The organism is uncultured Planktomarina sp. (assembly GCA_943788425.1).
Classification (GTDB): Bacteria; Pseudomonadota; Alphaproteobacteria; order Rhodobacterales; family Rhodobacteraceae; genus Planktomarina.
The window spans coordinates 114,308-134,286 of sequence record CALSQF010000006.1 but is presented as its reverse complement, the minus strand read 5'-3'; the positions used below and the strand labels follow the sequence as shown (position 1 = coordinate 134,286).

Annotated in this window: 18 protein-coding genes; 8 read left to right on the top strand and 10 right to left on the bottom strand. The window is 54.1% G+C overall.

Features of this window, described 5'->3' with window-relative positions; translation table 11 throughout:
* A complete protein-coding gene (locus ABLW18_RS06360) occupies positions 1–879 on the bottom strand; it encodes a rhodanese-related sulfurtransferase (RefSeq protein WP_347824001.1) in 879 nt (292 codons plus the stop codon).
* A 142-nt stretch (positions 880–1,021) separates the two neighbouring features.
* On the opposite strand from ABLW18_RS06360, the gene pncA reads away from it, so the two are divergent.
* Together pncA and pncB are read left to right on the top strand one after the other, a co-directional pair.
* Positions 1,022–1,612 carry a bifunctional nicotinamidase/pyrazinamidase gene (pncA, locus tag ABLW18_RS06355; RefSeq protein WP_347824000.1) on the top strand — a complete coding sequence of 197 codons (591 nt, stop codon included), beginning with the start codon at positions 1,022–1,024 and terminating at the stop codon, positions 1,610–1,612.
* Positions 1,612–2,904 (top strand): nicotinate phosphoribosyltransferase, encoded by a 1,293-nt coding sequence (gene pncB, locus ABLW18_RS06350; RefSeq protein WP_347823999.1) that lies wholly within the window; start codon positions 1,612–1,614, stop codon positions 2,902–2,904. The genes pncA and pncB overlap by 1 nt, the downstream gene beginning before the upstream one ends.
* Here the strand turns inward: pncB and ABLW18_RS06345 are convergent.
* The 7 genes from ABLW18_RS06345 to ABLW18_RS06315 all read right to left on the bottom strand — a co-directional run bounded on the left by ABLW18_RS06345 (position 2,901) and on the right by ABLW18_RS06315 (position 9,389).
* Positions 2,901–3,833, bottom strand: a complete 933-nt coding sequence (locus ABLW18_RS06345) for a phosphotransferase (protein WP_347823998.1) — start codon at positions 3,831–3,833, stop codon at positions 2,901–2,903. The genes pncB and ABLW18_RS06345 overlap by 4 nt on opposite strands.
* Positions 3,830–5,086, bottom strand: a complete 1,257-nt coding sequence (locus ABLW18_RS06340) for an aspartate aminotransferase family protein (protein WP_347823997.1) — start codon at positions 5,084–5,086, stop codon at positions 3,830–3,832. The genes ABLW18_RS06345 and ABLW18_RS06340 overlap by 4 nt, the downstream gene beginning before the upstream one ends.
* A complete protein-coding gene (gene arfB / locus ABLW18_RS06335; RefSeq protein WP_347823996.1) occupies positions 5,076–5,498 on the bottom strand; it encodes an alternative ribosome rescue aminoacyl-tRNA hydrolase ArfB in 423 nt (140 codons plus the stop codon). Before arfB ends, ABLW18_RS06340 begins: the two co-directional genes overlap by 11 nt.
* Positions 5,499–5,736: 238 nt before the next feature.
* On the bottom strand, positions 5,737–6,381 hold the full coding sequence (locus ABLW18_RS06330) for a queuosine precursor transporter (RefSeq protein ID WP_347823995.1): 645 nt from the start codon (positions 6,379–6,381) through the stop codon (positions 5,737–5,739).
* Positions 6,382–6,487: 106 nt separating this feature from the next.
* Positions 6,488–7,291 (bottom strand): penicillin-insensitive murein endopeptidase, encoded by an 804-nt coding sequence (gene mepA / locus ABLW18_RS06325; protein WP_347824352.1) that lies wholly within the window; start codon positions 7,289–7,291, stop codon positions 6,488–6,490.
* A gap of 119 nt (positions 7,292–7,410) precedes the next feature.
* On the bottom strand, positions 7,411–8,790 hold the full coding sequence (locus ABLW18_RS06320) for an MFS transporter (protein ID WP_347823994.1): 1,380 nt from the start codon (positions 8,788–8,790) through the stop codon (positions 7,411–7,413).
* A 59-nt stretch (positions 8,791–8,849) separates the two neighbouring features.
* Positions 8,850–9,389 (bottom strand): thioesterase family protein, encoded by a 540-nt coding sequence (locus tag ABLW18_RS06315; protein ID WP_347823993.1) that lies wholly within the window; start codon positions 9,387–9,389, stop codon positions 8,850–8,852.
* Positions 9,390–9,531: 142 nt separating this feature from the next.
* Between ABLW18_RS06315 and ABLW18_RS06310 the strand changes: the two genes are divergently transcribed.
* The 3 genes from ABLW18_RS06310 to yaaA are packed head-to-tail and all read left to right on the top strand — an operon-like array spanning position 9,532 to position 12,682.
* Positions 9,532–9,810, top strand: coding sequence for a YggT family protein (locus ABLW18_RS06310; RefSeq protein ID WP_044048393.1), 279 nt, complete (start codon positions 9,532–9,534; stop codon positions 9,808–9,810).
* A gap of 15 nt (positions 9,811–9,825) precedes the next feature.
* Positions 9,826–11,871 (top strand): DNA helicase RecQ, encoded by a 2,046-nt coding sequence (gene recQ, locus ABLW18_RS06305; RefSeq protein ID WP_347823992.1) that lies wholly within the window; start codon positions 9,826–9,828, stop codon positions 11,869–11,871.
* Between the two features lie 37 nt (positions 11,872–11,908).
* The gene (gene yaaA / locus ABLW18_RS06300; protein WP_347823991.1) at positions 11,909–12,682 is read left to right on the top strand and encodes a peroxide stress protein YaaA; all 774 of its coding nucleotides are present in this window, start codon (positions 11,909–11,911) and stop codon (positions 12,680–12,682) included.
* A gap of 101 nt (positions 12,683–12,783) precedes the next feature.
* Here the strand turns inward: yaaA and ABLW18_RS06295 are convergent, their stop codons facing one another.
* A complete protein-coding gene (locus ABLW18_RS06295; protein ID WP_347823990.1) occupies positions 12,784–13,194 on the bottom strand; it encodes an NUDIX domain-containing protein in 411 nt (136 codons plus the stop codon).
* A gap of 259 nt (positions 13,195–13,453) precedes the next feature.
* Between ABLW18_RS06295 and hemA the strand changes: the two genes are divergently transcribed.
* Both hemA and ABLW18_RS06285 read left to right on the top strand, forming a co-directional pair.
* A complete protein-coding gene (hemA, locus tag ABLW18_RS06290) occupies positions 13,454–14,665 on the top strand; it encodes a 5-aminolevulinate synthase (RefSeq protein WP_347823989.1) in 1,212 nt (403 codons plus the stop codon).
* Between the two features lie 54 nt (positions 14,666–14,719).
* The gene (locus ABLW18_RS06285; protein ID WP_347823988.1) at positions 14,720–15,163 is read left to right on the top strand and encodes a cytochrome C; all 444 of its coding nucleotides are present in this window, start codon (positions 14,720–14,722) and stop codon (positions 15,161–15,163) included.
* 61 nt (positions 15,164–15,224) lie between these two features.
* Here the strand turns inward: ABLW18_RS06285 and ABLW18_RS06280 are convergent, their stop codons facing one another.
* Complete coding sequence (locus tag ABLW18_RS06280; RefSeq protein WP_347823987.1) at positions 15,225–16,400, bottom strand: acetyl-CoA C-acyltransferase family protein; 1,176 nt, start codon at positions 16,398–16,400, stop codon at positions 15,225–15,227.
* 164 nt (positions 16,401–16,564) lie between these two features.
* On the opposite strand from ABLW18_RS06280, the gene ABLW18_RS06275 reads away from it, so the two are divergent.
* A complete protein-coding gene (locus ABLW18_RS06275; RefSeq protein ID WP_347824351.1) occupies positions 16,565–19,615 on the top strand; it encodes an error-prone DNA polymerase in 3,051 nt (1,016 codons plus the stop codon).
* The last annotated feature ends 364 nt before the right edge of the window (positions 19,616–19,979 follow it).

Here is a 19,979-nt window from a genome sequence, read left to right as displayed (position 1 = left end):
CTATTTTGCGGCGGCATCAATTTGCCTTTGGCGCTCACCAAAACGTGCACGGTCCTCATCGGAATATTCGTCTACACATTGGTGGCACTGCACGCCTTTGATATATTCGACACGATTTTTATCCGGCTCTGTGATCGGTCTGCGGCAGGCATAGCATTGATCAAAACTGCCCTCGACCAAGCCGTGACCGACGGACACGCGATTGTCGAAGACGAAACATTCACCGCGCCAGGTGCTCTCTTCTTGCGGCATCTCTTCAAGGTATTTTAAGATTCCACCCTTGAGGTGATAGACCTCCTCAACCCCTTCACCGAGCAAAAAATTAGTAGATTTTTCACAACGAATGCCGCCGGTGCAAAACATGGCAATCTTTTTGTGGTGAAAACGATGTTTGTTTTCAGCCCACCACTGGGGAAATTCACGGAAGGTTTTGGTCTTGGGATCAATCGCCCCTTCAAACGTGCCGATGCCCACCTCATAATCGTTGCGCGTATCAATCACCGCGACATCCGGTGCGGCAATCAGCGCGTTCCACTCATGAGGATCGACATAGTGGCCTGTACCCGCGCGCGGATCGACATTGGGTTGGCCCATTGAGACAATCTCTTTTTTCAAGCGGACTTTCATGCGCTTGAAGGGCATGATGCTGGCTGTGCTTTCTTTATGTTCAAAATTCGAACAGCCAGGCAGCGCGGCGATATGCGCCCAAAGACGTGCAACCCCCTGTTTTGGGCCTGCGACTGTGCCGTTAATTCCTTCTTTGGCGAGCAGAATTGTGCCTTTGATGCCTTCATGCTCACAAAGCGACACCATCGGCGCGCGCAGAGCGCCCGGATCGTCAAAGCGGGTGAAGTGATAAAGAGCGGAGACTGTAAACATGATCTGCGTCATAATCTGAAGTCATCTTTGCTGCAAGATACATAGCCAAAGCTCCGCTACCGCTTTATGGGTGCTTTGATAACATTGACCTTATGGGCGCGGATCATTACCTCTGTGCGCGAAGCTTGGATAGGGGATCCAAATGCGTGCACTGATTGTGGTTGATGTTCAAAACGACTTTTGTCCGGGTGGCGCTTTGGCGGTTGCCGGCGGTGATGAGATTGTAGCGCAAATTAACAACCGCATGGCTGATTTTGACGCGGTGATCTTCACCCAAGATTGGCACCCTGCGGGCCATTCCTCCTTTGCCAGCTCCCATAAGGCCGATGTGTTTTCCAGCATTGAAATGCCCTATGGCCCCCAAGTGCTTTGGCCAGATCACTGCGTGCAGGGCAGTTTTGGTTCAGCCTTTCACAAAGATTTGGCCACGGATCGGGCAGATTTGATTCTGCGCAAGGGCTATCGGCCAGGCATCGACAGTTATTCTGCTTTTTTTGAAAACGACCGTAGCACAGCGACCGGGCTTGAAGGATATTTGACGACCCGCGGGGTTCGGGATGTGACCTTCGTTGGATTGGCGACGGATTATTGCGTCGCTTATTCAGCGCTCGATGCGGCGCGGCTGGGCTTTGCGGTCAGCGTCGACACCGCCCTATGCCGCGCCATTGATATGGGCGGATCGCTGGACCAAGCACGGCGCGACATGGTGGCAGCGAAAGTGAGCCTTTTGTAATGGTAGATATTGCCACCCGAGTGTGGAATCACAAATGGAAAATCGACCCTATCGTGCGGTCGTTAATCGACAATGATTTCTATAAATTGTTGATGTGCCAATCGGTGCTCCGCAATCACCCAAAAACGGAGGTGACCTTTAGCTTGATCAATCGGTCAAGCGATATTCGCTTGGCAGAATTGATTGATGAGGGAGAGCTGCGCGAACAGTTGGATCATGTACGCTCTTTGTCCCTGTCGCGTGGCGAAAGCACATGGATGCGCGGAAATACATTCTATGGCAAACGCCAGATGTTTACGCCCGAGTTTATGGATTGGTTCGAGGCGCTTAGATTGCCTGACTATCACCTTGAGAAACGTGATGGGCAATATGAGCTGACGTTTCAAGGCAGTTGGCCCGAGGTGATGTTGTGGGAAATTCCTGCTTTGGCGGTTCTTATGGAGCTGCGCGGCCGCGCGGTGCTGCGTGACATGCGCCGCTTTGAGCTTCAAATTCTCTATGCGCGGGCCATGGCTAAGCTCTGGGAAAAAATTGAGACACTGCGCGACATTGAGGACTTGCGCCTTGCGGATTTTGGCACGCGCAGACGACATTCCTTTTTATGGCAAGATTGGGCTGTGCAGGCCATGACCGAAGGATTGGGAGACAAATTTATTGGTACATCTAATTGTTTGATTGCGAAAAATCGGGACTTGGCGGCGATTGGGACTAATGCGCATGAGTTGCCTATGATCTATTCTGCGCTGGCCTCCGATGATCAAGCCTTGCGCCGGGCCCCCTATGACGTTCTATCTGATTGGCATGAGGAGCACGATGGAAACCTGCGGATCATCTTGCCAGATACCTATGGCACGGAAGGGTTTTTAGACAATGCGCCTGATTGGCTGGCCACATGGACGGGCATGCGCATCGATTCTGGTGATCCTATTCAAGGAGCAGAACATGCGATTAAATGGTGGAAAAGCCGCAATGAAGATCCCAGTCAAAAACTGCTGATTTTTTCTGATGGTTTGGACGTGGAGAAGATCGCCGAGCTGCATCGATTGTTCGCTGGACGGGTCAGAGTCTCTTTTGGTTGGGGTACGCTGCTGACCAATGATTTTCGTGGTTTGGTGCCAAATGATGCGTTGAAGCCCTTCTCTTTGGTCTGCAAAGCGGTGTCAGCCAATGGCAAACCCACGGTCAAATTGTCCGACAATCCCAACAAGGCGATGGGTCCAGCAGATGAAATTGCTCGCTACAAACGGGTGTTCGAAGTTGGACGTCAAAACCCGCAAAGCGTCATCGTTTAAGCGGTTGTCAGCCATTGATGTGCCAAATGCAGCGCGCGTTCTGCATAGCGCCTTTGGACAGGGCTTTTTTTCGGCTGCCGCGCAATCACCCATCCGCAAGAGGCAAGCCCACGCAACATAAGGAAAAATTTGATATCATCTATCGATGGGGCTTTGCGGAGTGTTCCATAGCCCTCTGCAACGGCGGCGATCAGATCGTTCAAATGTCCTGTGGTGTAATGTTGCGACAGGCAGACCCCGAGATCGTATCCGCGATAGCCAAATCCCGCGTCGTCAAAATCAATCAGCGTCAGCCCTGACTTTGTTTGAAAGACATTTTCTTGCAAGGCATCCGCATGAATCAAGCCAAAATCCGCGCCCTTCATGGCGCTTAAATGGGCGTGAGCGGTCTGTCGGGTATAAACCATGAACTTTTTTTCACTGGCTGACAGCGAGGGATTGTCCCAAAATCGACCCCAAAAGGGGAATTTTCCCAGCAGGCCCGGCAGATCCCAGGCGGCGCGTGTGAGATCGTCGGTTTTTATGCGATCGCTGGTCTCATGCAGCTGAGCTAAGAGACGGCCCAATTGGTGATAAAGATCACAATGGGCGGTGACATCCGTATCAACGAGGGTGTCCATAGCCCCAATTGGCGCGCCCTCCACCCAGGTAATCACAGAGACAAAGCGTCCATCGGCCAACTTTGCCAATAAGGATCCATCCGTCTGCGCGAGGGGTTTGGGGCAGGCAAAACCCGCCTCCGCCAGCCGCAGCGTCCAGCGCAATTCTGACAAGATTGCCGCTTCACTTTGATATCCCGCCCGATGCAGGCGCAGCGCCATCGGTGTGCCGTCGCGCAGGATCTTATACACTGCGTTTTCCCGCTCGGCGATCAACTCTATCTGACCATTCGCGCCCCATTTGGCGGCGATTTCTGGAAAATCATTCATGCTTTGAAGGCGGCCTTTAGGATGTCACAGGCCATGGCAACATTCTCATCGGAAAAGGGCATGGGCGGGCGCAGTTTCAAAATATTGCGATTGCGCCCCGAGCGCCCCATCAACAGGCCATGATTGCGTGCATATTCGACGACATAGGCGGCCAAGGATTCATCTGCAGCACCATCCGTTTCCAATTCCAAAGCGAAAAACAAACCACGTCCGCGCCGGCTGGCGATGCTGGGGTGGTCAATAGAGTGCAGCTCGCGCAAAAAAACAGCACCGACGTTTTTGGCGTGATTTACCAAATTGTCCTGTTCAATGACGTCCAAAGTGGCCGCAGCCGCGGCGCAGCTTACTGGATTGCCACCAAAGGTGTTGAAATAGCCAAAGGCGTTGCGAAATTCAGCCATGACTGTCCGGCGTGCGACCACTGCTGCAACCGGATGCCCATTGGCCATTGGTTTGCCCAATGTCACAACATCAGGTGATATACCAAGCCATTCATGGCCCCACCACGTCTCGCCGCCTCTGCCAAACCCGGGCTGAACCTCATCTGCGATCAACAGCCCTCCGGCGGCTTTGACCACTTGCTCGGCGGGCTTCATAAAATTCTGCGGCAAATCTGGCAGGCCTTCATTGGCGAAGGTCGGGCAAAATAGAAAACCCGAAAACCCGTGGCCTGAGGCCTCAAGATCATCAATGGCAGTTTGCAGCTCCCGTGCAAAAGCCGTGGCCTGATCGTCGGCAGTACCACCAACCGGGCGCAGGGTGTCCGGCGCAGGGATACGGCGGATATGGTTGGCATAGCCGCCGATGGGGGGCTTGCGCGACGAGAGCTGTGACACGGCCATCGTATTGCCGTGGTAGGTATTATCTGTGGCGATGATGCCAGTTTTCCCGGTCACAGCTTGGGCCATGCGCAGGGCAATGTCATTGGCCTCTGATCCGCTGCACACCATGATGACCTGATCCAATTGCGTTTGAAATTTGGCGGTGAGCCGCTCGCAATACTCCACAATTCCCGCGTGCAAATAGCGGGTATGGGTGTTCAGCTGTGCGGCCTGTGCGGCGATGGCTGAGACGACATGGGGATGACAGTGGCCGACATGCGGCACGTTGTTATAACAATCGAGGTATTTACGCCCGTCTGCATCCCACACCCAAACACCGTCACCTTTGACCAAATGCACTGGGGTTTCATAAAAAGTAGGCACATTTGGCCCCAAAACTGCGGCACGCCGCGCCGCGAGATCACTCGACATCTTTCACCTTTCCGCGCAGAGATTTGACCACGCCGCGCTGAACTTTTCCTGCCAGTCGGCGTTTTTGCGATCCGAGTGTGGGGCGTGTGGCGATCCGGCGCTTTGGCCGTATCAAAGCCTGAAGGATCAGCTCTTTCAAGCGCTCTTTTGCAATCTCTCGGTTGCGTGCCTGTGAGCGGGTGTCTTCGACGCGAAAAATTATGGCGCCATTGGAGGTCCACTTGCGGCCAGCCAATTTTTTGAGTCGGGTTTTTACCGGGCCCGGGAGGTTTGGGCTGCGGGCCGCTTCGAAGCGCAATTCGACGGCGGTCGACACTTTATTGACGTTCTGTCCTCCAGGTCCCTGCGCACGGGTGAAACTTTCGGTCAGCTCCCAATCGTGAATCATTATTTCGTCATTGATTTGCAACATGGGGCTACTATGCCACAAAGGAAAAGGGCCGCCCAGACAGGACGGCCCTTCGAAAGTTGTGCGGAGGGCGGGTCGTTTAGGACCGTTTGCCCAAGCTTGGCGTTAAAACTCCAAGGGTTGCCTCAGAAATTCGCCTCCAAACCTGTTACGACTCCATTCTCCAATACCTTTCTTGACACTGGATCACCTCCTTTCAGCTGTTACATTTGTCCACAGCTTGCCAGAGAGAGACACAAAGTCAATGATTTTTTGCTGTACGTCCCACAAGATATAGCACCAAGAATCGGAACGGCACCAAAGCGATGAGAGCTAAGGACAGTTTCACAAGCCAATCTGCAACGGCCAGCGAGGCCCAAAGTGGCAACTCCATACCCGCGCCGAGCAGCGGCACAGCACCCTGTGCCCAGTCTGGAATATTGCTGGTTTCCAGTCCATTAAAGAGGGCGGAGAAAGCGATGCTGAAAAAGAGGAAGGTGTCCACAGCACTGCCGATCAGCGTTGAGGCCAGAGGGGCCCGCCACCATGTGCCATGCCGCAAGCGGTCGAAGATTTGAACATCCAGCAACTGAGCCACCAGAAAGGCGGTGCCAGATCCCAAAGCCACGCGCAGTGTGACCGCTGGGAAACTATAGCCATCCCCTTGCAGCATGACTTGCGTGCCAATGAGTGAACAAAGAATACCAACGGCAAAGCCGGCAAAGACCACACGGCGCGCGGCAGCAACACCGTAGACGCGGTTCATCACATCGGTGACGAGAAAGGCGATGGGATAGGTGAATGCACCCCAGGTCAGCCAGTCTCCAAGAAGGAACTGAACCAGGATGTTGGAGGCCACAACGACGGCAGCCATGGCAAGAATGCCAGGGAGATAGAGAGTTTTCATGTTTTATTCCGTTTTTTAGCCAAGGTAGCGGCGACTTGGTCAGATTTGACGTGTTCGGATACGAGCCCATAGGACATATTGCAAGCGATTTCCGTACAGCGGGCCCTCAGAGGTTTGACAAAACCGCGCTGCATTGTTGGGGCAATTTGGCCAAGGTGATCGGCGGCTTAGGTTTGCGCGGCTTGGCATTCGGGTTAGGTGGGGGGGGATTCAAGATACGTTTGACCCATCCGGCCGCCTCCTTGCAGCCATCGCCGGGCGGTGGCGGGGCCTGGTTGATGCAATCCTCTTGGCCTTCTGGGCATTTTAGGCGGACGTGGAAATGATAGTGATGCCCGTACCAAGGACGAATTTTGCGCAGCCAGCTGCGGTCGCCTGTCGCTGATTTGCACATGGCGACCTTGGCGCCTGGGAAAATAAATATGCGCGCCACCCGTGGATCTGAGGCGGCCAATTTGAGAACTGTTTCATGGTCTTTTGTCCAGCGGTCATTCGTATAAGCGCCAGAGGCTCGACGCATGGATATAGAGGAAATCTCTTCCCGTTCTGCCCGGGTTAAAACGCGATCCGTTTTTGGCCGTAGCCATATATCCGCGTCTAGGCCAATTTGGTGACTGGCATGGCCTGACAGCATCGGCCCACCGCGTGGTTGAGAAATATCTCCAATGTAAAGACCCGACCAAGACGTGTTTTGGGCCACTTTGCGCGAGAGATCTTGTAGGTAGTCAATCGTGATAGGCTGTCCCCAATTTCGGTTTCGTGATAGGCGCATGGCCTGCCATGTGGGGCCAGTTTCTGGCAGAGCGGCCCCGCCGGCCAAACAGCCCTTAGCGTAGCTTCCAAAGGATTCGGATGCATGTTTTGATCCGATCTCAGCCGCACCGAAAAGGGTTTTTGCAGCCACGGTCATAGCCCGATCTGTCCGCGCTTGCGGACGGTCAGATTGCGTTTGTGCTTGAAGCGCAAAGGGCAGGCAGGCTGCGAAGAGCACCAGTGCAAAAAAATATCTGACGACAATCGGTCTCACGTCTATTGATCTCCATTTGGGTTCACCCAGCGCAGCAAAAGCATCCCTAAGACGAACAGTCCCACAACGGGAGCAAAGCCTAGGCGGGCATCGTTAAGCAAGTAGGTAAATAAACCGATAAGAAGCGGTGCCAAAAAGGCGGTGGCCTTTCCGGCGAGGGCAAATAGGCCAAAGGCTTCGGTTGGACGGTCAGGATTGGTGTGGCGCACCATCATGGAGCGGCTGGCGGCATAAATCCCTCCGCCGGAGCCACCAATGGCCGCACCGCAGATGTAGAAAATGATATCGGGCAGTGCGGAGCCTTCCGGCAAGGCCAGACCAAAGAAGCTGTCTCTGGACATGCCAATGATGCAAAGTGAGACAAAGATCAGCACATAGATGTGAAAGTAAATCACGGGCAACGGCCCCAGCTTCCGATCAAATTTTCCCGAAATCCAGGTGACAATTGCAGCGGATAATCCGCCGAGTATTCCAAAAACACCAAGCTGCGTTTGCCCCCAGCTCAGGACCAAAACCGCATAAACCCCACCAAAGGCATAAAGCCCGTTGAGGGCGTCGCGATAGAACATTTGCGCGCCCATGAAGGCAAAGAGGCTAGGCCGTTTAACCATGCTCTTGAGCGTGTCTTTTAAGTCCGCAAGCGATCGTTGCAACCCGCCCTGGCGATTGGGGGCCTTGCTTTCTTGCACCCAAAGGAAAAATGGCAGCATAAAAATGACGAACCAAATCGTGATCAAGGGGCCGACCGCCCGCGTGCCTTCGCGGCTTTGGGCATCCAACCACCCGAAGCCGGGATCCAAGCCGATCAGAAAGGTCTTGCCGCCTTCGTCAAAAAAGAAAAACAGCATGATAAATAGGCTGATGATACCGCCGGCATAGCCCAGTGCGGCGCCACTGCCTGAGATTTTTCCGACCTCCCGCCTGTCTCCTAGGCTGGGGAGAATGGCATTGGTGAATACAAGCGCGAGCTCAGCGGCGATGAAGGCGATGGAGAAGAAGATTAAAGAGGACCACATCGCAGATCCATCTGGCACCATGTACCAGAGCATCCAAGAGCAGATTACAAAGACCAATGAGGAGGCCCAAATCCAAGGCATCCGCCGGCCGGTACTATCGGCATAGGCACCGGCAAGAATGCCTATGATCGCAACGACAAAGCCGGCCAAAGCCTGACCCCAAGACCATATTGATTGCGCGTTGGCTTTGGCGCTGGTGGGATCCAATCCGCTGGACAGGTAATGCTCTGCGGCAACACCGGCAAAATAGGGCCCAAAGATGAATGTCAAACCAAGGGTGTAAAAGGGTTGCGTGGCCCAGTCGAACATCATCCAGCCGCGCACGCGTTTGACTAAAATGGCCTGCTCTGTTGTTGATTTCGACATATGGCGCCCCTAATAATGCTTCAAGTTTGGCTGAGAGAAATGGCCAAAGCAAGGGTTTCCTAATGGGTGTCCTGCATCGGTGGCCAGGGGCGTAGGTCCTCTGCAGTGATCCATGCGGCGACCCATTCGGGAATTGGAGGCAGGGGCGTGTTTGGGTTCAGTTCTGCCCGCAGGTTTTCAATAGGCACGATTCCATCGGCATTGGTCACCGCGGTGCGATAAAGCGCGTGCCCGGCACAGGTTCCCTTCACCCACATGCTTTGCTCCAGATACATAAACCGCGCATCGGCACAAAGGGCGCGGCTGCGCATTTCGATTTTGTCAAACACACGGATGCGCTTGCGGTAGCGTACGGAGCTGCCGGCTATGGTGAGGCCCCAGCCCTTTCGTTTCAAAATCGCTAATAAGCCAGAGCGACGCGCCATGGGCAGGCGGCCCATGTCATAGATCGACAGGGTGCGGCCATTGTTGAGTTCGCGCCAAAGATCCAAGTCCCAAGGCAGGCAGTAATGCGTGCTATAGTGGGTTTGTCCAATGGCAAGCGAGCCCGTCTTGCGGTGAATGAAAAATTGCCAAGCGAGACGGACGAAAGGGTACATAGAAGGCTTTCCAAATTTTGGTCACAAAAGAGCGCGCAGGCCCGCAGGTCAACCCATGATTTTGAACCCGATCTGTCAAGCGACTTGCCGATGGGGGCCGAAGCGCTTAGGTAAAAGCAAACGTATTCTGTCGAGGTTTCACATGGCTCCTATTTTCGCGATACCTTACATGGTTTTGAACGTCATTTGGTTCTTTATCATTGCCCATTTGATCATGAGTTGGTTGATCGCTTTCAATGTTTTGAACCTTTATCAGCCCATTGTTGCGCAGATTTGGTCGGGGTTGAACCGTCTTTTAGATCCGATCTATGGCCGTATTCGGCAGTTCCTGCCAAATATGGGCGGGCTTGATTTGACGCCTTTGATCGCGCTGCTGATCGTAGCCGCTTTGCAATATACTTTGGCCTATTACGGCCGCTGACCCATCGGACCTGTTATGCCCTATACCACCCTTCTGAGGGATGTCTTCGGATTCGATGCCTTTCGTCCCGGTCAGGAGGAGATTGTGCGTGCGGTTACGGAAGGGCAAAATGTACTGGCTATAATGCCCACTGGGGGTGGGAAGTCCTTGTGTTTTCAGTTGCCCGCCTTGATGCGCGACGGGGTGACGGTGGTGATCTCGCCACTGATTGCTTTGATGCGCGACCAAGTCCGCGCTTTGCAGGCCGCCGGGGTCGGAGCGGGGGCTCTAACCTCTGGTAATACGCCCGAGGAGACAGATGCGGTTTGGGAAGGGTTGGAGCAAGGCACCCTCAAACTTTTGTATATCGCTCCAGAGCGGCTGGCGGCCGGATCGTCTTTGGGGATGTTGCGGCGGGTTGGCGTGTCGATGATCGCGGTGGATGAGGCGCATTGTGTCTCGCAATGGGGCCATGACTTTCGCCCGGATTATCTGCGGATTGGCGAGTTGCGCCGGGCACTGAATGTCCCGCTCGCCGCCTTCACCGCTACAGCCGATGAAGAAACCCAAGCAGAAATCGTCAACAAGCTGTTTGATGGGCAGGCCCCGGCAAGCTTTTTACATGGGTTTGATCGCCCCAATATCTATTTGGCTTTCGCCGCTAAGGATAAACCGCGCAAACAAATTCTTGCTTTTGCAGCGGTCCGAAAGGGGCAGTCAGGCATTGTCTATTGCGGCACGCGGGCCAAGACGGAAACCCTGGCACAAGCGCTGTGCGAGGCGGGGCATTCGGCCTGTTTTTATCACGGCGGTATGGATGCCGAAGATCGCCGAATTGTCGAAACACGGTTTCAGCAAGAAGATGGCCTCATCGTTGTGGCCACTGTCGCCTTTGGTATGGGGGTGGATAAGCCGGATATCCGTTGGGTGGCCCATGCGGATTTGCCCAAATCCATTGAGTCCTATTATCAAGAAATTGGCCGAGGTGGGCGTGATGGCGCGCCGGCTGAGACTTTGACCCTCTTTGGTGCAGATGACATTCGCCTGCGCCGTGCGCAAATTGATGAAGGGCTGGCACCTGCGGATCGTAAAATGGCAGATCATGCGCGGCTCAATGCTTTGTTGGGTTTGGCAGAGGCGTTGAGTTGCCGCCGATCTGCATTGCTAACCTATTTTGGCGAAACAGTATCGAACTGCGGCAATTGTGATCTTTGCGATGCGCCGCCTGAAGTTTTTGACGGAACAGAACCGGTGCGCATGGCGCTATCGGCCATTTTGCGCACCGGAGAATGGTTTGGGACAGGTCATTTGATTGATATATTGCGCGGCAATGCCACTGATAAAGTACGGCAACGCGCCCATCATGAATTGCCGACCTTTGGGGTTGGAAAGGCCATCAGCAAGGCGCAATGGCAGGTGATTTTTCGGCAGATGATGGGGTTTGATCTTATCCGCCCAGACCCAGAGCGCCATGGGGGTTTGCGGTTCACCCAGAACGCCCGGCCCCTATTGAAGGGGGAGGCTCGAATTCAGTTGCGCAAGGACAGCATCACCGCCGCAGGTCAAGAACGGCGTCCCGCGGTCAAATCCTTGGTGTCAGAGGAAGATGCCCCACTTTTATCCGCGCTTAAAGCCAAGAGGCGCGCTTTGGCCGAACAACAGAAAGTCCCGGCCTATATTGTTTTTAATGATAAAACCCTCATTGAAATGGCAGAACGCCGTCCGCAGAACTTGGATCAAATGGCCTCAATTGGTGGTGTGGGGGCGAAGAAATTGGAAAGCTATGGGCAGGCCTTTCTATCGGTGATCATAGGAGAGCAGCCCCCAGTCCACCCGGCACGGCGCAAAATGGCCGGGCGCCCAGAGGGGGAGCTTTTTGATCAGCTGCTAGAGCGGCAATTGGAATTGGCCCGTGGGGCCTTTGATGGGGAAAAACCGTTGAGCTGTTCGACCGCAACCCTGCGTATGATCGCACAAAGGCGACCAAGCTCATTAGAACAATTGGCGCAAATTTCCGGAATGACGCCCGCCCGCACTGAACGTTTTGGCTTGGCCTTTTTAGAAATCTTGCAGTCTGCCTAGACTGCTCTAGGTTAAGGGTTCAAAGGAGAGAGACACGATGTTGGTTTGTATTTCACCGGCGAAAAAGCTGGACTGGTCAGAGGCGCCGCGCTCAGATGTCACCACACCAGATTTTTCTGCTGATGCCTTCAACTTGGCGAAAACGGCGCGGGATCTTTCGGTGCCTCAGTTGCAAAAGCTGATGTCGATCAGCGAAAATCTTGCGCGGCTGAACCACAAGCGCTTTGTGGCCTTTGCGGACAAGCCAGCGGATGAAGCTTTGCGTCCCGCCGCTTTGGCCTTTGCGGGAGACACTTACCAAGGCATGGAAGCGGCGAGCTTCAGCGAGGATGATATGCGGTGGGCACAGGAGCATCTGCGCATTTTCTCTGGGCTTTACGGTGTTTTGCGGCCTTTGGATCAAATCCAAGCCTACCGGCTTGAAATGGGCAGCCGCCTGAAAACGGATCGCGGCGGATCTCTTTATGCCTATTGGGGGCAGGAGTTGTCAAAGGCGTTAAACGCACAGGCCAAGGCGACCGGTGCGCAGGCGCTGGTCAACTGTGCCAGCCAAGAATACTTTCGTGCTGTGGATGTCTCGGCGCTGCATCTGCCGATCATCACGCCGCAATTTCTGGAGCTGAAAGAGGGTAAGGCGAAGATTGTGAGCTTCTACGCCAAGAAAGCCCGCGGGGCGATGGCGCGATTTATTGTCCAGAACCGATTGTCAGATCCTGCGCAAATCGTGGAGTTTGATTTGGGTGGATATGCCTATCAACCTGAGCAATCCACGCCAGAAAAACCGGTCTTCCTGCGTGATTATCCCGCCTAGGCGCCAAATATGGCTTTCGCATGTTGGCTGAGGTAGATTTTTAGCCATGGGGTAAAAACCTCGGGCTGCGCTGCAATCTCATGGGTGAGATCCTTTAGATTTTACCAGCGATGATCCATCAACTCTTCGGGATTGGGGTGAATGTTGATCTGGGTGACTTGCAGCGTAAAAATTTCCACCACCTCATGCTCAATCATACCGCCGCCCACATCAGCGCGATATTCTACCGTGCCGCGGTACACAGGGATTTGGTCCGCCAGCCCTAATTCTTCTTCAAGCCGGCGCTGGGCGCAGTCAAACCAGCTTCGCCCCATTCCGGATTTGTGCAGCAGGCATTGGCTCAAAGGCCGGGGGGTGTGATATTTGCTCATGGCGCGGCGTTGCAGCAATGTCTCCGCACTCCGCATCACAAAAACAGACACTGCTTTATGCTTCAATCCGCGCAGATGGGTTTGCAGCTTTTCAACTGGCTGCAACTGACCGTCTATCCATGCGGGAATCAATATGTCCATTCATTCTGCCCTTAGGTGTTGCGCACCCAATAGGGCGAAATATGCCTCTGCAAAAGCGGTGACAGGGCGGCTTTGTTGCCTATTGTGTTCAAAAGCTCTGAATTTCATATCACGGGGGCGGAAATGTCGCGGGCAATTTGATCAAAACTTGCCTAAAGGTACAGAAACATGAAGCGCCTAGGCTATATAGCAAATTGAGCAGACCCAGCGGCCTTGTCATCCGCCCCTGCGTGAACTGGATCAGCAGAAAGAATACGCCATGTCGTTCGATCACTTTTTCAAAAATCAACTTGAGCAGCTGAAACAGGATGGCAATTATCGGTATTTCGCCGATCTTGAACGGAAAACCGGTAAGTTTCCTCAGGCCACCAATCATTTTGAGGGCGGTACTCGGGATGTTACGGTTTGGTGTTCCAACGATTATTTGGGCATGGGCCAGCATCCTGCGGTGATTGCCGCGATGCAAGAGGCTGTCGGGCGCTGCGGTACAGGCGCAGGTGGCACGCGCAATATAAGCGGAACCAATCACGACCACTTGCTGCTTGAGGCTGAGCTGGCGGATTTGCACGGCAAAGAGGCCGCGCTTTTGTTCACCTCTGGCTATGTGTCCAATTGGACAACATTGGCCACGCTGGGTGCCAAAATCCCCAATGCGGTGATTTTGTCAGACAGCGAAAACCACGCGTCGATGATTGAAGGCATTCGTCATTCTAAAGCCGAAAAAATGATTTGGGCACATAATGATGTAGAAGACCTCGACCGTAAGTTGACCGCTTGCGCAGACCGGCCGAAGATTGTCGCTTTTGAAAGCGTCTACTCTATGGATGGGGATATTGCACCGATTGCCGCGATTTTGGATGTTTGTGAAAAACACGGGGCGCTCACCTATCTTGATGAGGTTCATGCGGTTGGCATGTATGGCCCGCGTGGCGGTGGCATCAGTGAGCGTGAAGGCTTGCCGCATCGTATCGACATCATTGAGGGCACCCTAGGCAAAGCCTTTGGCTGTGTTGGTGGCTATATCACCGGCTCAGAAGCGATGTGTGATTTTATCCGGTCTTTTGGCTCGGGATTCATTTTTACCACGGCCTTGCCTCCTGCGGTTGCAGCCGCGGCGCGCACCTCTATTGCGCATCTCAAAACCAGCTCCGTAGAGCGGATGGGTCAACGGGCACAAGTGGCGCGCCTGCGCGCTGGGCTGGATAAAGCCGGGATTCCACATTTGGCAAATGACAGCCATATCGTGCCGGTGATGATCAAAGATGCTGTAAAAACCAAAATGCTGGCCGATTATTTGATGGATAGCTTCGGCATCTATGTTCAGCCTATTAATTACCCGACCGTTCCAAGAGGCACTGAGCGTCTGCGGTTTACACCCTCGCCTTTGCACAGTGATGCTGATGTGGATCACTTGGTCGCGGCCCTGTCTGAGCTGTGGAAACAATGCGCTGTGTCCCATGTGGCCGCCTAAAGTGCAGTTTTTAAATCGCCGTTTTGATCGTCATGAAATTCAAGGGAGAATGATATGAACAGGCTTATTTTTGTATTATTCGCAGGGGTTCTGGCCTCTGGGGCTTTGGCGGATGGTCACAGCGCCTCTGGTGATGCATCCGCAGGCGAGGTGGCCTTTAACAAGCAATGTGTTGCCTGTCATGTGGTTGTGACGGATGCTGGCGAAAAGCTGGCGGGGCGCAACAGTAAATCTGGCCCAAACCTGTATAATATCGCCGGTGCAACAGCAGGTGCCGTACCGGGCTACCGTTACGGAAAATCTTTGTTGAAGGCCGGCGCAGAGCTGGGTTTGATTTGGACAGAAGAGACATTTTCGGCCTATGTCCAAGATCCAAAGGATTTTTTAAAGGTATTTCTCGACGATAAAAAAGCTCGGGCGAAAATGAGCTTTAAAGTGCGGAAGGAAGAAGACGCGCGCAATATTTACGCTTATTTGTACAGTATCGGCAGCAAGTAGGAGTTCTACGTTTCGATTTTTGAGGGGCGCCGCTGTTGTCAGGGGCACCCCGTGTTGGGTTCTAAATCCGCTCAATTGCCACGGCGATCCCTTGGCCGCCGCCGATGCACATCGTGGCGAGGCCCTTTGAGCCGCCGCTGCGTTCCAATTCGGCTATGAGCTTCACCATGATGATGGCGCCCGTCGCCCCGACTGGGTGACCCAGAGCAATTGCACCGCCGTTCGGATTGACCCGTGCAGGGTCCAAGCCAAGGCCACGATTAACCGCGACAGCCTGTGCCGCGAAGGCTTCATTGCTTTCAACAACGTCAAAATCATGGATGGTCAATCCGGTTTTCGCCATCAGGTTTTCCACCGCAGGCACCGGCCCAATGCCCATCACTTCCGGCCGCACACCGGCGTGACCATAGCCGAGCAGGCGGAATTTTGGAGTGAGGCCGGCGCGTTCGGCTGCGTCAGCGCGCGCCAAGACAATTGCGGCAGCTCCGTCATTTATGCCCGAGGCATTTCCAGCAGTGACGGTTCCCTCCTTTTGGAAGACCGTCCGCAGTCCGGCTAAAACCTCTGCGCTGGTGGCTTTGGGATGTTCATCGGTGATGAAATCCACCATATCGCGTTTGACTTTGATCGGCACGGGGGTGATTTGGTCGACAAAGCGCCCGTCTGCAATCGCCGCTGCGGCGCGGTTCTGGCTTTCTAAAGCAAAGGCATCTTGATCGGCGCGGGTGATGGCATGTTCTTGTGCAACATTTTCGGCGGTGATTCCCATGTGGCCTGTGCCAAAGGGGCAGTGCAATGCGCCAAGCATCATGTCGAGTGTTTTGACATCCCCCATCTTCTGGCCCCAACGCTGTGCCTGCATGATATAGGGTGCGCGGCTCATATTCTCTGCGCCGCCAGCCAGTCCAAAATCTGCATCGCCAAGCATCAAGGATTGCGCCACAGAGACGATGGCCTGCAGACCCGATCCGCAAAGGCGATTGACGTTCATGGCCGGCGTTTGGTCAGAGATGCCAGCCTCCATGGCGGCGACCCGGGACAGATACATATCGCGCGGTTCGGTGTTGATGACATGACCAAAGGCGACATGGCCGATTTGCTCGGCTGCAACCTCTGCGCGGGTGAGCGCGGCTTTGGCCGCGATTGCCCCTAGATCAATTGGGCTGACACCCGCGAGGCTGCCGCCAAAAGTGCCAATAGCTGTGCGTGCGCCACCAAGAATTACGATATCTGTCATTTTGTCCTCCATTTCATCCAGTCTAAAGTAAATCTGGTGAAAGTAGAGAGGCTTTTTTGGACGTGCCGCCGCGTAAAGAACTTTGACTGCTTGGCTGGGAGCATAGGAATTGCAAATGAGAACAAAATGTGAACATATGGGAGTCTGTTGCTGAGTCTGGTCTTATGTCCTGTTCTGATGTCCTTCCTTTTCCACATCGCCGTCTGGCTTGGGCGGAGCTGCAAGCCTGTTCGAATTTCACCTTTTTGACCGGAGGCTCGCACCCGGAGGAATATATGGATCGTGCAGCGTTCTTGGGGTTGTCGGCGGTGGCTATCGCAGATGTAAATTCTGTGGCGGGCATCGTGCGGGCACATACTCGAGCGCGGGAGATTGCTCGGCAGGTGGCTGAGCGGCAAGAGTTTGACCGCACCATTGGGTTGATTGGCCCGCCTGCGCCGCCAGGCTTCCGGCGCAGCGCTTCGGCGCATATTTACAATACACCACGTTTGCTGCCGGCGGCTAAGATTGTCCTACGGGAGGGTCTGTCCGCAACGCTTTTGCCCAAAACGCGTGTGGGCTGGGGGCAGCTGTGTCGTTTGATTTCCCGTGGGCGTTTGCGAGCGGACAAAGGCGGTTGCGACTTAGAATTTGATGACCTGTTGGAATTTGGCAGTGATCAGCTGATTTTGATGCACGCGCCACCTGCCTTAGAGGTGCAGCCCGGCGCGCCCTCATGGGTGTCACATCTTTGGAGGTTGACGCGCCGCTTTGCTGAAGATGTGATGCTGCTCTTATACCCTTGTTATGATGGGCAAGATGAGGTGAATTTTGCCCGCATCGCTGCACTGGCGCAGCGATACTCCTTACCACTGGTGGCCTCTGCCACCCCCATCATGCATCATGGCGCGCGACGCCGCTTGACCGATACGCTCACCGCCATTCGTCTTGGGGTGCGGGTGGATGCTTTGGGTCGGTCGGCGCAGGTCAATGCAGAGCAACGTCTGCGCTCTCCTGAGGAGGCCGCCATCCTGTTTCAAGCCTATCCAGAGGCATTGCACAAAACGGCAGAGGTTCTAGAGCAGCTTACATTTTCTTTGGATGCGTTGCGGTATGAATATCCTTCGGAATTAAGCACAGGAGAAAACCCCAGTGATCGGTTACGCCGTTTGGCCTATGAGGGGCTCGCATGGCGCTACCCAAGTGGTGCCACTGCGCGGGTAAAAAAGATCATCGAACATGAGTTGCAGCTGATCGCCAAGCTCAATTATGAACCTTATTTCTTGACTGTACATGACATAGTCGCCTTTGCCCGCAGCCGGGGTATTTTGTGCCAAGGGCGTGGATCTGCGGCCAACTCGGTCGTGTGCTATTGCTTAGGTGTCACCTCGGTCAGCCCGGAGATTGGGACGATGGTGTTTGAGCGTTTTGTCTCAGAGGCGCGCAATGAGCCACCCGATATCGACGTAGATTTTGAGCATGAGCGCCGCGAAGAGGTGATCCAACATATTTATGAGCGCTATGGTCGTCACCGCGCGGGCCTTTGCGCTACGGTGGTCCATTACCGGGGCAAGCGGGCGATCCGTGAGGTGGGGCGCGCTATGGGCCTATCGGAAGATACCATCGGTGCCTTATCTTCGCAGCTTTGGGGGTTTTTTTCTACTAAAGGCTTGGAGGCGGAGCGTATGGCTGAGATCGGTCTGGATGCCAGAAATCCGCGTTTGCGCCAAACGATGGCTTTGATCTATGAGGTGATTGGCTTCCCACGGCATTTGTCTCAACATGTCGGGGGCTTTATCATCACAGATGGCCGGCTGGATGAGTTGGTGCCGATCGAGAACGCCAGTATGGAAGGGCGTACGGTCATTTGCTGGGACAAGGATGATATCGACAGTCTGGGCATCTTAAAGGTGGATGTTCTTGCCTTGGGCATGTTGACTTGCATTCGTAAGTCCTTTGATTTGATTTTGGCGCATTACGGTGTGGAATACACATTGGCCACCCTGCCTCCTGAGGATCCAGCGGTCTATGATATGCTATGTCGAGCGGACAGCCTGGGCGTATTTCAAGTGGAAAGCCGGGCGCAAATGAATTTCTTACCGCGCATGCGCCCGCGCTGTTTTTATGATCTGGTTATAGAGGTGGCGATCATTCGTCCGGGCCCCATTCAAGGGGACATGGTGCATCCCTATATTCGCCGCCGCAATGGTGAGGAACCGGTGAGCTTTCCCTCTGATGCCTTGGGCGCGGTTTTGGGCAAAACTCTCGGCGTACCTTTATTTCAAGAACAGGCCATGCAAATTGCAATCGTGGGAGCGGGCTTCACGCCAGAGCAAGCCGATCGTCTGCGGCGATCTTTGGCGACGTTTAAAAAGCATGGCAATGTCAGTGAATTTAAAACACTCTTCATGAACGGCATGCAGCGCAATGGCTATGACGAGAATTTTGCCGCACGCTGTTTTTCGCAAATTGAAGGCTTCGGCGCCTATGGATTTCCTGAAAGCCATGCCGCAAGTTTTGCGCTTTTGGTCTATGCGTCCAGTTGGCTTAAATATCATCATCCGGGCATTTTTGCCTGTGCTTTGTTGAATGCGCAGCCCATGGGGTTTTATGCGCCGGCACAGATTGTCCGTGATGCCCGCGCCCATGGGGTGCAGCTGCGCCCCACTTGCGTCAATGCCAGCTATTGGGACAATGTGATGGAGCCCGATGGCACTGGCGGCTTGGCCCTGCGGCTTGGGTTTCGGCAAATTCAAGCAATGCGTGAGGAAGATGTTGCATGGCTGACGGCCGCGCGCGGCAATGGGTATCAGGACGTGGAAGCGGTTTGGCGTAAAGCCGGTGTGAGTCCAAAAATGATCCAAGCCTTGGCGGAAGCGGACGCGTTTCACAGCCTTGGGTTGTCGCGCCGCGAGGCGCTTTGGGCCGCCAAGGCACTCACCGCAGAACGCCCTTTACCGCTCTTTGCGCAAGACCTTGAAGGGGAAAGCATTGCAGAGGATCCAGCCTATCTGCCGCAGATGACAGAGGGGGAGGAGGTGGTGGAAGATTATGTTTCTATGCGCCTAACCCTGCGCGTGCATCCCGTGGCCTTAATTCGCCACCGCCTGACGCCTGGCATGGGGCAAAGTCCGGCGGCACCGACCGTCTTGGGCGCGTCGGAAGATCAAAAACCAGATCTGATTGTGAAGCACAGGCCCGCCCATTCAGACTTTCATCTCCCGTTAGTCAGATAGGTATCTGAAATAGAAAATATTTGTTGCGGGTGTGGGTCGATGGATTTACCTTTCCTGTGACAGGGTCATTTTTGGCCTTAAGGCATTTGATAATTTATTTTAACGAACGATATATTTGGAGTGCCTTATATGAGCACTAAACATTCGTTCTTATTACAATATAAACCAAATTCTCATCGCCTAGCTTTGCGTAATCTACATCGTCAAGGGTTTAAGACTTTTCTGCCAGTGCAAGATGTCACCCAGCGGCATTCAACAAAATTTGTTCAGCAGAGGCGCCCTCTTTTTCCCGGCTATATGTTTGTGTCTTTTGCCTTGGACACCGCGCCATGGCCTAAGATTAATTCAACTGTCGGTGTAGCGC

What these genes read in the sequence shown, in the direction of transcription:
- arfB (WP_347823996.1), bottom strand. Translation starts at nt 5,498, where the DNA reads ATGTTGCAAATCAATGACGAAATAATGATTCACGATTGGGAGCTGACC.
- ABLW18_RS06320 (WP_347823994.1), bottom strand. Translation starts at nt 8,790, where the DNA reads ATGTCGAAATCAACAACAGAGCAGGCCATTTTAGTCAAACGCGTGCGC.
- ABLW18_RS06340 (WP_347823997.1), bottom strand. Translation starts at nt 5,086, where the DNA reads ATGTCGAGTGATCTCGCGGCGCGGCGTGCCGCAGTTTTGGGGCCAAAT.
- recQ (WP_347823992.1), top strand. Translation starts at nt 9,826, where the DNA reads ATGCCCTATACCACCCTTCTGAGGGATGTCTTCGGATTCGATGCCTTT.
- ABLW18_RS06360 (WP_347824001.1), bottom strand. Translation starts at nt 879, where the DNA reads ATGTTTACAGTCTCCGCTCTTTATCACTTCACCCGCTTTGACGATCCG.
- pncB (WP_347823999.1), top strand. Translation starts at nt 1,612, where the DNA reads ATGGTAGATATTGCCACCCGAGTGTGGAATCACAAATGGAAAATCGAC.
- ABLW18_RS06345 (WP_347823998.1), bottom strand. Translation starts at nt 3,833, where the DNA reads ATGAATGATTTTCCAGAAATCGCCGCCAAATGGGGCGCGAATGGTCAG.
- ABLW18_RS06275 (WP_347824351.1), top strand. Translation starts at nt 16,565, where the DNA reads ATGTCCTGTTCTGATGTCCTTCCTTTTCCACATCGCCGTCTGGCTTGG.
- ABLW18_RS06295 (WP_347823990.1), bottom strand. Translation starts at nt 13,194, where the DNA reads ATGGACATATTGATTCCCGCATGGATAGACGGTCAGTTGCAGCCAGTT.
- ABLW18_RS06310 (WP_044048393.1), top strand. Translation starts at nt 9,532, where the DNA reads ATGGCTCCTATTTTCGCGATACCTTACATGGTTTTGAACGTCATTTGG.
- ABLW18_RS06280 (WP_347823987.1), bottom strand. Translation starts at nt 16,400, where the DNA reads ATGACAGATATCGTAATTCTTGGTGGCGCACGCACAGCTATTGGCACT.
- pncA (WP_347824000.1), top strand. Translation starts at nt 1,022, where the DNA reads ATGCGTGCACTGATTGTGGTTGATGTTCAAAACGACTTTTGTCCGGGT.
- hemA (WP_347823989.1), top strand. Translation starts at nt 13,454, where the DNA reads ATGTCGTTCGATCACTTTTTCAAAAATCAACTTGAGCAGCTGAAACAG.
- mepA (WP_347824352.1), bottom strand. Translation starts at nt 7,291, where the DNA reads ATGACCGTGGCTGCAAAAACCCTTTTCGGTGCGGCTGAGATCGGATCA.
- yaaA (WP_347823991.1), top strand. Translation starts at nt 11,909, where the DNA reads ATGTTGGTTTGTATTTCACCGGCGAAAAAGCTGGACTGGTCAGAGGCG.
- ABLW18_RS06315 (WP_347823993.1), bottom strand. Translation starts at nt 9,389, where the DNA reads ATGTACCCTTTCGTCCGTCTCGCTTGGCAATTTTTCATTCACCGCAAG.
- ABLW18_RS06285 (WP_347823988.1), top strand. Translation starts at nt 14,720, where the DNA reads ATGAACAGGCTTATTTTTGTATTATTCGCAGGGGTTCTGGCCTCTGGG.
- ABLW18_RS06330 (WP_347823995.1), bottom strand. Translation starts at nt 6,381, where the DNA reads ATGAAAACTCTCTATCTCCCTGGCATTCTTGCCATGGCTGCCGTCGTT.